The sequence below is a fragment of the Streptomyces sp. NPDC049577 genome, from assembly GCF_040675635.1.
GTDB lineage: Bacteria > Actinomycetota > Actinomycetes > Streptomycetales > Streptomycetaceae > Streptomyces.
In genome coordinates this window covers 1-14,075 of the sequence record NZ_JBFAPH010000170.1, presented here as the reverse complement: position 1 = coordinate 14,075, position 14,075 = coordinate 1, and the positions used below count along the sequence as shown (strand labels likewise).

The following is a 14,075-nucleotide window of genomic DNA, read 5'->3' as shown; positions in this document are numbered from 1 at the left end:
TAGGCGGCGCCGTCGCCCCGGGGTGGCCGTCAGGCGCCGAGCGTTCGCGGCGCGCGGCCCCGCCGGCGCACCCGCCGCGGCGGAAGACCCCGAAGACATGGCCACCGGCCCCCGCCCGGCCCACCGGCGGCGGGTGCGCCGGTCCCGGGGCGGCATGCGGAATGATGGGGTGATGCGGATCATGTTCGTGGGCGACTCGATGACGATCGGTCGCGCCGGTGACCTCACCTGGCGCTACCGCATGTGGCAGCACCTTTGCCGGTCCCGCACCGGGCCGTTCGCGATCGTCGGGCCCCGCCGGGAGCTGTACGACCCGGCCGCCGACGCGCCCGTGTCGCTCGACTACGGCGCACCCGACTTCCCCGAGCGCGCCCGCGCGCACCTCGCCGGGTGGGGAGAGGGCTGGTTCCACATGGCGCCGGTCGTCGAGGACGCCGTGCGCGCCCACCGGGCCGACCTCCTGCTGGTCTCCCTCGGGCTCATCGACCTCGGCTTCTACACCGACGCCGAGCAGACCGCCGGCAACGTCCACCGCTTCGTCGACGCGGCCCGGGCGGCCGCGCCGCACGTCCGGGCCGTGTTCCTGCCCGTCATCCCCAACGTCCGGGCCCACGGCGAACCGGACTTCGCCGCCCAGATCGAGCGGTTCAACGAACTCCTCGGCAAGGCCGTCGCCGACCTCGACGCGCCCGGGTCCGAGCTGCTGCTCGCCTCGGTTCCGCCGGGCTGGGAGACGGACCGGGACACCTACGACGGCACCCACCCCAACGCGCTGGGCGAGCACCGGATCGCGGGGGCCTTCGCGAACGCGATGCACCAGGCGTGGGGCGTGGGCGGCCCGTACCGGCCCGCCGGCCCGGAGCGCCGAGCGGCGGGATGACCGGCCGCCCCGCCGGCGCCCCCAACGGGCCGGCCGTCTCCCGCCGGGAGTTCGACGAGGTCTTCGCAGCCGTCCGCACGTGGGGCCGCTGGGCCGACGCCGGGCGCGGCGCCTGGAACCGGGTGACCCCGGACCACGTGCGGCGGGCCGCCGGCCTGGTGCGGTCCGGGACGGTCGTCCCGCTGGCACGGCCCTGGGACACCGTGCCCGGGCCGGACAACGCCAAGCCCGCCCTGCACCACATGACCGACCTCGGTGACGTCGAACCCCCCGAGCCGGCCACCCACAAGGACTTCCTCGGTACGGACTACCACGGCAAGAGCGTCAGCCACCTGGACGCGCTGTCCCACGTCGCCTACCGCGGACGGTTGTACGACGGCGGCGCGGCCCGCGAGCTCGTCGGCGCCGCGGGGGCCGCGTTCGGGGGAGTGGCGGCGCTCGGCGCCCTGGTGACCCGGGGTGTGCTCCTCGACCTGCCCGCCGTGCGGGGTCTGCCCTGGCTGGAACCCGGAGCGGCCGTGCACGCCGAGGACCTCGCCGCCGCCGAGACCGCGCTCGGCGTCGAGATCGCCGAGGGGGACGCCGTGCTGCTGCGGGTCGGCCGCTTCCGCCGCCGCCGCGAGCAGGGCCCCTGGGACGCCGACGCGGCCGGCGCGGGCCTCCACGTGCACGCCGTGCCCCTGCTGGCCGAGCGCGGCATCGCCCTGCTCGGCGGCGACGGGGACAGCGATGTGCGCCCCTCGCCGGTCGAGGGCGTGCACTCACCGGTCCACGCCCTCGCCGTCGCCGCGATGGGCGTGCCGCTGCTGGACAACCTGGACCTGGAGGCGCTCTCCGCCGCCTGCGCCGAGGCGGGCCGGTACGCGTTCCTGCTCGTCGTGGCTCCGCTGAACGTCCCCGGCGGGACGGGCTCCCCCGTCAACCCGGTCGCCGTGCTCTGACCCGGCGGCCGTGTCACGGACCGTAGTGGCCGTCAGCCCTCCGCAACCCCATCCGTTAAAAGGGCAAAGTTCTAAAATTGGGGCATCGGCGCAAGTCCCGACGAGGGAAGTGGTCCGGATGGGGCTCGTGGCGGCCGACATCGGCCCCGTACTCGCCCGCGAGCAGTTCTTCCGCGGCGCCCCGGTCGAGGCGGACATCCGCGGCCCGATCCTGAGCTCCTGGCAGCGCAGCGTCTCGCTGGGCCTCTCACCGGGCGGCTGCGAGCTTCCCTACACCGACGACCTCGACCTCGACGGGCGCCTCGTCCGCGCGGCCCGGCCCGTCCTGGACCGGCTGGAGGCGCGGTTCGCGGGCCGGAACATGAACGTGGCGCTCGCGGACGCGCGCGGCGCCGTGCTGGAGCGACGGTTCGGCAGCGCCTCCATGGTCAGGCGGCTGGCCGAGATCCAGAGCGTCCCCGGCTTCGTCTTCGCCGAGAAGTTCGCCGGGACCAACGGCATCGGCCTGGCCCTCGCCGAGCGGCACCAGATCAGCGTCTACGGCGCCGAGCACTTCGCCGAACGCTCGCAGACCAACGCCTGCTCGGCCATCCCGGTCCGGGACCTGCTCAGCGGGCGCATCGAGGGAGTCCTCTGCCTGGGCTACCCGCACACCGATGTGGACGCCGCGCTGGACACCGTCATCCGCAAGGCCGCCGCCGCCATCGAACGGCGGCTGCTGGAGCAGAGCTCGGTACGGGAACGCGCCCTGCTCCGGGCGTACGCCGAGGCCAGGCGCCGTGCGCCGGCCGGTGACGGGCAACTGGGCGAGCTCGCCGCGAGCGGCCTGGACTGGCGGGACCAGCTGATCCTCAAGGAGCGGGCCACCGAGCTGATCTCCGCGGGCCTGCGGGCCGCCGTCGAGGTGGCGCTGCCCGGCGACCGGCGGGTCACCCTGCTCAGCCGTCCCGTGACCAGCCCCGACGGCGTGGAGGGCGTCGTGGTCGAGGCGGTCATGCCCGCGGGGCACCAGCGCCTCACGGTCACCGCGGAAGCCGAGGCCGAGGTGGCAGTCGCGGCGGGAACCGGCGTCGCGGCCGCGATGGGCGCCGCCGCCCCCGGACGGGCTCCCGCGGCCGGTACGGCCGGCACGGGCGGCGAGGCGACCGGCCGGCTGGTGCTGGTCGGTGAACCCGGAGTGGGCCACTACGCCGTGGCGGCCCGGCGCCGCCTGGAGCTGCTGTCCGAGGCCAGCACCCGCATCGGCACCACCCTGGACGTCGAGCGCACCGCGGCGGAGCTCGCCGAGATGGCCGTCCCGCGCCTGGCCGACTTCGTCACGGTCGACCTGCCCGAGGCGGTGCTGCGCGGCGAGGAGCCGGCCGACCCCGGCAAGGACCTCCGCCGGGTCGTCGTCCACGGCATCCGCGAGGACTGCCCCTTCTACCCCGCCGGCGAACCGGTCGACCTCCGGCCGACCACCCCCCAGCTCCGCTGCCTGGCCGGCGGGCGGACCGTCCTCGAACCCGACCTGCGGAACGCCGCCGGCTGGATCGCCCAGGACCGCGGGAACGCCCAGCGCCTCCTCGCCCACAACATCCACTCCCTCATCGCCGTCCCGCTGCTCGCCCGCGGCATCGCCCTGGGCATAGCCAGCTTCTACCGCTCCCGGGACCCCGCCCCCTTCGGCGACGACGACCGCTCACTGGCCCAGGAGCTCGCCACCCGCGCGGCCATCTGCATCGACAACGCGCGCCGGTACACGCGCGAGCACGCCACGGTCCTCGCCCTGCAGCGCAGCCTGCTGCCCCAGAGCTTCCCCGAGCAGAACGCCGTCGAGGTCGCCCACCGCTACCTGCCCGCCGAGTCCGGCGTCGGCGGCGACTGGTTCGACGTCATCCCCCTCTCCAGCGCCCGCGTCGCCCTCGTCGTCGGCGACGTCGTCGGCCACGGCCTGCACGCCGCCGCCACCATGGGCCGGCTGCGCACCGCCGCCCGCAACTTCGCCGAACTCGACCTGCCCCCGGACGAGGTCCTCACCCACCTCGACAACCTCGTCGGCCGCCTCGACCGCGAGGAGTGCGGCGACGACCCCTTCGCCGGCATCACCGGCATCATCGGCGCCACCTGCCTGTACGCCATCTACGACCCCACCACCCAGCAGTGCGCCATGGCCCGCGCCGGCCACTGCCCGCCCGCGCTGGTCCGGCCCGACGGCACCGTCACCTTCCCCGACCTGCCGGCCGGCCCGCCGCTGGGACTGGGCGGGCTGCCCTTCGAGACCGCCGAGTTCCACCTCCCCGAGGGCAGTCAGCTCGTCCTCTACACCGACGGGCTCATCGAGGACCGCGACCGCGACTTCGACACGGCCCTGGAGCAGCTGCGCCGGGCCCTCGCCCACCCCAACCGCCCGCCCGAGGACACCTGCCGGGCGGTCGCCGAACACGTCATGCCCGACCACCCCGCCGACGACATCGCCCTGCTCGTCGCCCGCACCCACACCCTCGACCCGCACCGCATCGCCACCTGGGACCTGCCCGCCGACCCGGCGCTGGTCTCCTCCGTGCGCGCCGCCGTCACCCGCCGGCTGGCCGACTGGGGGCTGGACGAGGTGAGCTTCTCCGTCGAACTGCTGCTCAGCGAGCTGGTCACCAACGCCATCCGGTACGGCGGCGGCCCGATCCAGGTGCGGCTGCTCTACGACCGCAATCTCACCTGCGAGGTCTCCGACACCAGCAGCACCGCCCCCCACCTGCGCCAGGCGGCCATCACCGACGAGGGCGGCCGCGGCCTGTTCCTCGTCGCACGGCTCTCCCAGGCCTGGGGCACCCGCTACACCCCCGGGGGCAAGGCCATCTGGGCCGAATGCGCCCTGGAGGTCCCCGGCGGCACGGGTGACCCCGTACTCGTCCCCGACATCTCCGCCTGCGCGGGTCTCGGCGACATCGACGACATTCCCGCCATCTGACCGGCCCTCCGGGACCGGGGACGGAACGAGCCGTAGCATGTCCGAAACGCGGTAGAAGGCCCCGAAAGGGTCAGTGGGTCCGACAGCCGACTCCCGGAGAAGTCCGTGCCCGACGCTCCCGACATCACCCCGCTCCCGGGCCGCGGCCCGCGGACCCTCGTCCGCATACGCGGCCTCGGCAAGCGGTTCGGCGGCACGCTCGCCCTGGACGCGGTCGACCTCGACGTCGACGCCGGCCGGATCCTGGCCCTGCTGGGCCCCAACGGCGCCGGGAAGTCCACCCTCATCAAGGTGCTCGCCGGCGTCCACCGCGCCGACACCGGCGAGGTCACCGTCGCCGGACACCCGCTCGGGACCGAAGCGGCCTCCCGCGCCATGTCCTTCATCCACCAGGACCTCGGACTCGTCGCGTGGATGACCGTCGCCGAGAACATCGCCCTGGGCGCGGGCTACCCGCGCCGCGCGGGCCTGGTGTCCTGGCGGCGGACCCGGCGGCAGTGTGCGGAGGCCCTGGACATCATCGCCGCGCACCTCGACCCGGACGCCGTCGTCGCCGACCTCACACGCGCCGAGCGCGCCCTGGTGGCCATCGCCCGCGCCCTGTGCACCCGGGCCGAGGTCATCGTCCTGGACGAGCCGACCGCCAGCCTCCCGGCGGCCGACTGCGACCGGCTCTTCGGCGTCCTGCACACCCTGCGCGACCAGGGCCGCGGCATCGTCTTCGTCACCCACCGGCTCGACGAGGTGCACAAGGTCGCCGACGTCTTCGCCGTCCTCCGCGACGGCCGCGTCGTCAGCCACGGCCCCCTCGCCGGCTACGGCCCCGCCCGGCTGGTGCACGACATCGTGGGCCACGAACCGGCGCCCCACCGCATCGCCGACCCCGACGCCGCCGGCCCGCCCGTGCTCACCCTCGACGGCCTGCGGACAGAGAACGCCGGCCCGGTCGACCTGCGGCTGCGGGCCGGCGAGATCCTCGCCATGGTGGGCCTCACCGGCGCCGGGCACATGGACCTCGGCCGGGCCCTCGCCGGCTCCCGGCCGATCCTCGCCGGCCGGGCCGAGCTCGGCGGACGGACCTACCACCCCCGCGGCGTCGCCGGCGCCGTCGCCGCCGGCGTCGGCTTCGTCACCGGCAACCGCCAGGACGAGGGCTGCGCCCCGGAACTGACGGTCCGCGAGAACTTCCTGGCCAACCCCCGGGCCGGCGACCCGGCGGCCCCGCACTGGATCAGCCCCGGGCGCGAACGCGCCGAGGCCGGCGACCTGATCGAACGGTTCGCGGTACACCCCCGCAACAGCGAGGTGCCGATCGCCACCCTCTCCGGCGGCAACCAGCAGAAGGTCGTGCTCGGCCGCTGGCTCCGGCTGCCCCGGAACCTGCTCGTCCTGGAGGAGCCGACCGCCGGGGTGGACGTGGGCGCCAAGGCGGCGCTCTACCGCCTGCTCCACGACGCACTGGCCCGGGGACTCGCCGTCCTGCTCATCTCCACCGACTTCGAGGAGGTCGCCACCGTGTGCCACCGCGCGCTGGTGTTCGTCCGCGGAACCGTGACGGAGGAGCTGAGCGGCGACGCCCTCACCGTCACCGCGCTCGCCCACGCCGCGTCGGCCATGTCCGCCGTCACCGGGAGCCCGGCACGATGAACCGGCTCGGGCACCTCGTCGGCGCCTACGGCCTCCTGGCCCTCACCGCCGCGCTGTTCCTGGCCTTCTCCCTCGCCCTGCCCGACACCTTCCCCACCCTGGACAACATCTCCGCCGTCCTGTCCAACCAGTCGATCCCCGCCCTGCTCGCCCTCGGCGCGACCATCCCCATCGCCACCGGCGCGTTCGACCTGTCCATCGGCTACGGGCTCGGCCTCGCCCACGTCGTGACGATGTGGCTGATCGTCACCGAGGGCTGGCCCTGGCCGCTCGCCTGCCTCGTGGTGCTCCTCGGCGGCACGGCCGTCGGCGCCGCCAACGGCGTCGTCGTCGAGTTCGCGAAGATCGACTCCTTTATCGCCACCCTCGGCACGGGCAGCATCATGTACGCCTTCACCGGCTGGATCACCGACGGCGCCCGGATCGTCCCCGGCCCGCACGGCCTGCCGCCCGCCTTCACCGACCTCTACGACTCCCGCTTCCTCGCCCTGCCGGTGTCCGCCTTCTACGTCCTCACCCTCACCGCCGCCCTGTGGGTGCTCCTCGAACGGCTGCCGCTCGGCCGGTACCTGTACGTCATCGGCTCCAACCCGCGCACCGCCGACCTGGTCGGCATCCCCGCCCGGCGCTACGTCGTCCTCGCCTTCACCGGCTCGGGACTGGTCGTCGGCATCGCCGGCGTCCTGCTCGCCGCGCAGCAGCAGACCGGCAACCCCAGCGTCGGCATGGACTACCTGCTGCCCGCCTTCGTCGGCGCCCTGCTCGGCTCCACCGCGATCCGGCCCGGCCGGCCCAACGCCCTGGGCACCCTGGTCGCCGTGACCGTCCTGGCCATCGGCCTCGCCGGCATCGGCCAGCTCGGCGCCCGGTTCTGGGCCACCCCCCTGTTCAACGGCAGCACCCTGCTCGTCGCCGTCGGCCTGGCCGGCTACGCCCACCGCCGGCAGCTGCGCCGCCGCCGGACGGCCCCCTGACCCCCGGGAGGAGCGCCCGTGCCCCCGAACCGCAGCACCGCACCGGCGATCGCCCTCGCCCTGGCCGCCGCGGCCACCGTCGTCACCGGCTGCGAACGCGGCGCCTCGACCGGCCCGGCCCCCCTCCCCGCCCGCCCGGCCACGCCCGGCTGTCCCACCGCCCTGGCGGGCGCCGAAACGGCCGTACGGCAGGCGGAGAAGACCGACTTCGCCTGGAACGGCCCCACCACCGGCCCCCGGGCGGTCCCCGGGAAGGACATCGTCTTCGTCGCGCAGACCATGACCAATCCCGGCGTCGCCGGCACCGCCAAGGGCGTCCAGGACGCCGCGCGGGCCATCGGCTGGCACCTCCGGGTCATCGACGGCCAGGGCACCCCCGCCGGCCTCCAGGCGGCCTTCGGCGAGGCCATCGCCCTGCGGCCCGCGGGCATCGTCATCGGCGGCTTCGACCCCCTGGTGACGTCCCAGCAGGTCGCGAAGGCGGGCGCCGAGCACATCCCGCTCATCGGCTGGCACGCGGTCGGCTCGCCCGGACCGAGCGAGAACCCCCCGCTCTTCACCAACGTCACCTCCCGGGTGGAGGACGTCGCCCGGATCAGCGCGGACTGGATCACCGCGCGCTCCCACGGCGACGCCGGAGTCGTCCTGTTCACCGACGCCTCGATCCCCTTCGCACGCCACAAGTCCGACCTGATCAAGAAGGAGCTCGCCGCCTGCCCCGGCGTACGGCTCCTGGCGGAGGAGAACATCCCGCTCCCCGACACGAGCAGCCGCACCCCCGAGGCGGTCTCCGCCCTCCTCGCCCGCTTCCGCGACAGGTGGACCCACTCCGTCGCCATCAACGACGTCTACTTCGCCGACGCCGCCCCGGCCCTGCGCGCGGCACGCCGGAAGGGCGCCGGAGCGCCCTTCAACATCGGCGCGGGCGACGGCGACCCCTCCGCCTTCCAGCGCATCAACAGCCGCCAGTTCCAGACCGCCACGGTCCCCGAGGCGCTCACCGAACAGGGCTGGCAGATCGTCGACGAGTTCAACCGCGCCTTCTCCGGCGCGCCCCCCAGCGGATACGTCACCCCCGTCCACATCACCACGGCGGCCAACAGCGGCGGAGCCACGGCCTGGGACCCGCGCGGCTACCGGGCGGCGTACCTCGGGATCTGGGGCAGGGGGTGACCCTCAGCCCGACGGCAGGACCCTGCGGAGGGCCGCGTCGAGCTCCTTCGCCACGTCCTCGTCGGACGCCGACGGGGACGCCGACCGCGAGTGGAGCCTGCTCAGCTCCGTGGTGAACGCGTGGGTGAACGCGCCGTAGAGCGGAGTGCGCGGCCGCAGGGCCGCCGCTTCGAGGGCCGGCAGGAGGGTGCTCCGGGCGTACAGGGGACGCCGGAACGCGTCGCGCGGCATGTCACCGCCGCCTCCCTCCGACGACGGGGCCGCGCCGGGGGCCGCGCGGCGTTCGTCGCACGACAGGCCCGGGTCCGTGTAGGCGGACTTGCGGGTCGCCGCGAAGCCGGCGTCGAGCAGACAGCGCTCGCTCGTCCTGTCGGTGAGAAACCTGACGAGCTCCTGGGCCTTGCGCACCCGTTCCGTGGGCATGGCGGGGTTGGACGACACCGCGAGGTTCTGACCGCCCAGTACGGCCGCGCCGGGGAGGGGCGCGACGCCGAGCCGGTCACCCCCCAGGGCGGCGTGCAGCGTCCGGTACGCGTACGGCCAGTGACGGAGGAAGGCGGTCCGGCCCTCCGCGAAGTCCTTCAGGCTGCCGGCCTCGTCCGAGCCGAAGGCACCCTCCAGCGTGTGCGCGCTCTCGGTGCGCCGCCGGAACTCCGCCACGCCCTTCTCCAGTTCCTTCCGGGTGGCCGAGTAGTCGCCGTCCTCGTCGGTCAGCCGGACCCCCGCCGAGGCGAACGCCTCCGTGCCGTTGACGGTGAGCCCCTCATAGGGGCTGAGCTGACTCGTCCAGGCGCTCCGGTAGTCCTTCGACCTGTCGGACTTGTCGGCACGGGCCCACGCGTCCACCGCGTCCATCAGCGGGGCCACGTCGTTCCACGTCGTGTGCCCGCTCGTGAGCGTGCCGAGCTTCTTCTCGTCGATTCCCGCGCCGCCGACCAGGTAGTCGCGGCGGTAGTACAGCAGACCGACGTCGCTGTTGAAGGGCGCGGCGTAGACCTTCCCCTTCCAGCGGGCGGTGGCCGCCACCTCGGCGAGGACGTCGCCGTCGTCGGCGTAGTCCTTCGGCAGTTCCCGGACGAGGCCGGCCGCGGCGAACTCCGCGACCCAGGTGACGTCGAGGTTCACGACGTCGTAGCCGGCACTGCCCGACTGCAGCGCCGCGAGCAGCTGGCTCCGTTGCCGGTCGGCGGATCCGGGCAGGATGACGGCGCTCGCGCGGTAGGGCGAGTTCTCCTTCTCCTGGAGCTCGTTCCACGCGTCGAGCAGACGTTTGCGGACCCCGTTCTGACCGGTGACGTCCAGACCGGTGGCCATCAGCAGCTGCGTCCCGGTCACCGGTCGCACCGGCGCCGCCGTGGCATGCCCGCCCTGCTCCCCGGCCCCGGAGCAGGCGGTCGCCCCCAGCACCAGGGCAGCACACCAGACGAGCCACCGGACGATTCCCGAGCGTTTCATGCTGCCCCCGTCGTGCTACTGGTGCCCCTGAGCGACCCGGGAGATCTCGGTGCCGAGATTCCCCGCCAGGTCGCTCCGGGCGTCGAGACACGTGCCGCCGCTCGCTTCGGCCACACGCAGGTCGAACCGGCCCTTCAGACAGCCGCCCGAGTCGAACGAGACCATCACCACGGGCACCTTCCGGCTGCCCGTGAACCGCACCAGGTCGTCCTGCCGGGCCGCGCTCATACGGTCGTTGTCCTCGTCGTCGGTGAGGAGGACGACGAGCTGGGGGTGGCCGTCGTCCTCGTCCCCGCCGGGCATCCCGTTCAAAGCCGCCCGCAGCGCGCCGTCGACATCGGCCTCCATGGACAGTTCCGGCACGGCACCGTCGATCTTCTTCGCCGCCTCGGCGGCCTTGTCCTGCTCACTCCTGTCGGCGGACTTCGCCCCCGAGCCGTGGGTGCCGAAGGCGAGCAGTTCGCGGTACGGCGGGTCGGAGCCCTGGGAGGCGACGCCCCACACGCCGAACATGTCACCGGGGCCGAAACGGCCGAAGGACTGCTTGAGGATCTCCCGCGCGTTGTTCGCCCCGTCCCACCACCGGCTCATGGACCCGGAGGAGTCCAGCAGGAAGCGGACCCGGCTCGCGGCGTTGGCCTGCCGGTACTGCTCCAGCGTGGCCGCGGCCTCGTCCGCGGACAGGGGGCGGGGCGCCGGGCCGGAGCTCATCAGCAGGCCGGGCGACGGAGAGGGAAGAGCGGCCTGTGGCGCGTCACGGAACGTCTCGGCTCGGAACACCTTCCGGCCGTCCTCCGACGCCAGCCAGTCCCGGAACCGCTGAACGGCCTGGTCGCGCTCCCCTTCGTCCCGGCGGGCGTCGTTCCAGCGGACGTGGACGAACACCGGGGCGAGCCCGGGCACGTCGTTCGGGTACTCCGCCACCCGTGTCACCCCGGTCTCCCCGACACAGCGCTGGTACTGGCCGAGGGTGGGCTCCGCCACCAGGACCGCGGTGCGCCGGTCCACCGCCCGGTCCTCGGCGGAATCACCCCCGGCCAGTCCGCACACGAGGTCCCTGCCCGTCGGCGCCGGCCGTCCCTGGCGCCGCTGCCCCAGCTCGACGTTGCGCGGGGCGTCCGTCCGGTACAGGCCCCGGGCCGCGGCGAGCCCCGCGTCGGTGTACCGCGGGTCGGCCCGCCGGACCTCGGCCTGCGCGCCCTTCGCCTTCATCGCGCCCAGCAGGTCGGTGAGTCCGCGGTCCACGCGCAGGCCCTGGGGCTCCGCGAGCTGTTCGGGCAGCAACAGGACCATGGGCGCGTAGGCCAGCGGCCGTTCGTCGTCGAAGTCCAGGCTGAGCACCGACGACTGGTTGCCCCCCTCGTCCCGCGCCCGGCGCGCGCCGGCCGAGGACGCCGGTATCCACACGTCCGGCTGCGGCCCCACCGTGCCCACCGGGTTGAACCCGGACCGGCCCCCGTGGGCCCACTCGCCGTACTGGGTACGGAACGCCTCCACGGCCTCGGCGGAACCGGCGCTGTAGACGGTGATGCCGGTGCGGCGGCAACGGTCCGCGTCGGTGTTCCCGCCGGACGCGACGAAGCCGTCCGCCGCCCTGCGGACGACCGGCTCCAGATCCGGGTCGGTGAGCACCCGCAGTTCGAGCGGCGGATGGTCCGCGCACGAGGCCGCGGGACCCTCGCCGCGCGAGTCCCCGGACAAGGCCCACCAGAGGATGCCGGTGAGCGCGATCGCCACCGCCAGCAGCGCCGCGGTGATCAGCCGGACGGGGCGGTGGCCGGACCCGCCGTTCGCCCGGCCGTTCCCGTCCCCGCCGTTCGAGCCGTCCTCGCCGTTCGCCTCTCCGGGAGGAGTCCCGCCGCCGGGCCGGGCGGGGCGCGCCGGACGGGCCAGGACCTCCTGGTCCGCGGCGTCCTTCCGGCACGCCTGGGGGCTCCACTCCCTGCCGCCCACCGTCCTGTGGCGGCGCAGGCCGTCCGAGAGACGCTGGTGCAGGCCGCCGAGGGTCACGGCCCCGCCGGACGCGTGGGCGCCCTGTCCCAGGTGCCGTATCAGCTGGGCCGTGTACGGGGTCGGTGTCGCGTCGTCCCCGGCGTCGATCCGCTGGTTCTTCTGCACCGACAGCAGCAGGGACACGCGCTTCTGGTCCTGCTCGTCGAGCTCCTCCCACGCGCTCGAGGCGTTGCCCGCGTAGCAGCAGTCGAGGACGACCACGGTGTGCCGGGGCCTGTTCTCGCCGGAACACAGCCGGTTGAGCACGTCCTCCCAGCGGATCCACCCCGGGAAGCCGGGCCCGCTCTCCACCTCCGCGTCGCGGAGCCCCAGCAGGAGACGGCCGTGTCCGCCCGTGCGCGTGTCGACGATGCCGTGGCCGGCGAAATAGACCAGGAGCAGCTCGTCCGCATGGTCCCGCGCGTACCCCAGACGGTTCTCGAACTGCTCGACCCCCGGCGAGGAGAGCGACTCCACACCGTCCTCGTCGAAGAGCCCTCCCGCGCACAGCGCCGTCCGCAGCCCGTCCAGGTTGTGCCGTACGGCCGCGATGTCTCCCAGGCCCTCGGCGTACGTCAGCGGTCGTTTGCTGGTGTAGTGCGCCACGCCGACGAGCAGGGCGCGCCCGGCGGTCCGGTTCCGCTCCGGTCCGGCCATGGCGCTACGCCCGCTCGTCGTCCAGCTCTGCCCGGAAGTCGGGAGGATCCGGATCCCCGAGGGCGCGCCGGCTCGTCCGCCACTCCTTGATGGACCCGGCCACTCGCCTCATGAGCTCGGCGGCGGCCGCGGAACCGGCCCAGTCCACCAGATGGAGCACGATGTCCAGCTGAGGGCCCATGGGGACACCGGCCTCCGTACGCCGGGCCCCCCGCTTCACCTGCACGCGGCCCTGCAACTCCGGTTCGCCCCTGAGCCAGGCCTCCAGGGACTTGACGTCCCTCTCCTGGACCTGGCCGGGCGCGGAGATGCGCACGTCGCGCCGTAAGCCGTCCTCTCCCTGTGCCATAGCCCGACATGGTGCCACGGAGCGTCGCCTTCCAGGAGGGGCCCGAGAGCGTGTTCTTCCGCGGAACGGCAGGCGGGCTCCTCCCACTCGCCCGTCACCCTGCGGTTGAGGTCAGCGCTACAGCCCGTCCTGCCGCGCCGCTTGGGGGCGGACCGGGAGCGGTGGGCCCAAGGGCGGAGTGCACCGGCAGCTGCTGAGCGACCTCCGTTCGGGGGAGATCACGCGGTTCCGCGCGCACGGTCGTCCGCGCGGAACCGGCCGTGGCCACACTGCTGCCATGCCCGACCTCCCGCTGATCGCCCCCATGCTCGCCACCCCCGGCCCGCTCCCCGGCCCGCGCGAGGACGACCGCTGGGCGTACGAGACGAAGCTGGACGGCCAGCGGTGCGTCGCCTACCTGCCCGGGGACGGCACGGTCCGGCTGCGCGCCCGGTCCGGCGAGGACATCACCGCCGCCTACCCCGAACTGCACGGCCTCGCCGCCGACCTCGGCGACGTACCGGCGATCCTCGACGGCGAGATCGTCGCCCTCGACGAGCGCGGCCACAGCGACTTCGAGCGGTTGCAGCAGCGCATGGGCCTGGCCGGCGCCCCGGCCAGGGCGGCCCGCATGGCCGGCGAGGTCCCCGCCCACCTCATGCTCTTCGACGTCATGTACCTGCGCGGAGGGAAGCTGATCGACCGGCCGTACCGGGAACGGCGCGTGGCCCTGGAGGAACTCGGGCTGCGCGGCCCCTCCTGGTCGACCCCGGCCGCCATCGTCGGCCACGGCGCGAGCGCCCTCGCCGCCACGCGCGAGCAGGGCCTGGAGGGGCTGCTCTGCAAGCGACTCGACTCCCGCTACGCGCCCGGCGTCCGCTCCCGGGCCTGGGTGAAGATCCGCAACGTCGTGACCGCCGACGTCGTCATCGGCGGCTGGCTCCCCGGCCGCGGCCGGCTCGCCGGGCTGCCCGGCGCCGTCCTCGTGGGCATCCGGAGCGAGGAGGGCCTGCGGTACGCCGGCGCCGTCGGCACCGGCTGGACCGACCGCGAACGGGCGGCCCTCGCCGAACTCCGGCAC

At 74.6% G+C, this 14,075-nt stretch carries 10 protein-coding genes; 7 read left to right on the top strand and 3 right to left on the bottom strand.

Annotated elements, in window-relative coordinates:
* Positions 1-172 precede the first annotated feature (172 nt).
* The 6 genes from AB0K09_RS19730 to AB0K09_RS19705 all read left to right on the top strand — a co-directional run bounded on the left by AB0K09_RS19730 (position 173) and on the right by AB0K09_RS19705 (position 8,562).
* On the top strand, positions 173-880 hold the full coding sequence (locus tag AB0K09_RS19730; protein WP_366066664.1) for a GDSL-type esterase/lipase family protein: 708 nt from the start codon (positions 173-175) through the stop codon (positions 878-880).
* The gene (locus AB0K09_RS19725) at positions 877-1,821 is read left to right on the top strand and encodes a cyclase family protein (protein WP_366066663.1); all 945 of its coding nucleotides are present in this window, start codon (positions 877-879) and stop codon (positions 1,819-1,821) included. The genes AB0K09_RS19730 and AB0K09_RS19725 overlap by 4 nt, the downstream gene beginning before the upstream one ends.
* 118 nt (positions 1,822-1,939) lie before the next feature.
* On the top strand, positions 1,940-4,768 hold the full coding sequence (locus tag AB0K09_RS19720; RefSeq protein ID WP_366066662.1) for a SpoIIE family protein phosphatase: 2,829 nt from the start codon (positions 1,940-1,942) through the stop codon (positions 4,766-4,768).
* A gap of 105 nt (positions 4,769-4,873) precedes the next feature.
* Positions 4,874-6,415 (top strand): sugar ABC transporter ATP-binding protein, encoded by a 1,542-nt coding sequence (locus AB0K09_RS19715; RefSeq protein ID WP_366066661.1) that lies wholly within the window; start codon positions 4,874-4,876, stop codon positions 6,413-6,415.
* Positions 6,412-7,389 (top strand): ABC transporter permease, encoded by a 978-nt coding sequence (locus tag AB0K09_RS19710; RefSeq protein WP_366066660.1) that lies wholly within the window; start codon positions 6,412-6,414, stop codon positions 7,387-7,389. The genes AB0K09_RS19715 and AB0K09_RS19710 overlap by 4 nt, the downstream gene beginning before the upstream one ends.
* Before the next feature lie 18 nt (positions 7,390-7,407).
* Complete coding sequence (locus AB0K09_RS19705; RefSeq protein ID WP_366066659.1) at positions 7,408-8,562, top strand: substrate-binding domain-containing protein; 1,155 nt, start codon at positions 7,408-7,410, stop codon at positions 8,560-8,562.
* Between the two features lie 3 nt (positions 8,563-8,565).
* Here the strand turns inward: AB0K09_RS19705 and AB0K09_RS19700 are convergent, their stop codons facing one another.
* Genes AB0K09_RS19700 through AB0K09_RS19690 form a run of 3 tightly spaced genes read right to left on the bottom strand, consistent with a single transcriptional unit; the run spans position 8,566 to position 13,015 of the window.
* The gene (locus AB0K09_RS19700; protein WP_366066658.1) at positions 8,566-10,017 is read right to left on the bottom strand and encodes an extracellular solute-binding protein; all 1,452 of its coding nucleotides are present in this window, start codon (positions 10,015-10,017) and stop codon (positions 8,566-8,568) included.
* Positions 10,018-10,032: 15 nt separating this feature from the next.
* Positions 10,033-12,666, bottom strand: a complete 2,634-nt coding sequence (locus AB0K09_RS19695) for a VWA domain-containing protein (protein WP_366066657.1) — start codon at positions 12,664-12,666, stop codon at positions 10,033-10,035.
* A gap of 4 nt (positions 12,667-12,670) precedes the next feature.
* Positions 12,671-13,015, bottom strand: a complete 345-nt coding sequence (locus AB0K09_RS19690) for a hypothetical protein (protein ID WP_366066656.1) — start codon at positions 13,013-13,015, stop codon at positions 12,671-12,673.
* Between the two features lie 277 nt (positions 13,016-13,292).
* Here AB0K09_RS19690 and AB0K09_RS19685 point away from each other — a divergent pair.
* The coding region (locus AB0K09_RS19685; protein WP_366066655.1) for an ATP-dependent DNA ligase at positions 13,293-14,075 on the top strand (783 nt) is incomplete at its 3' end.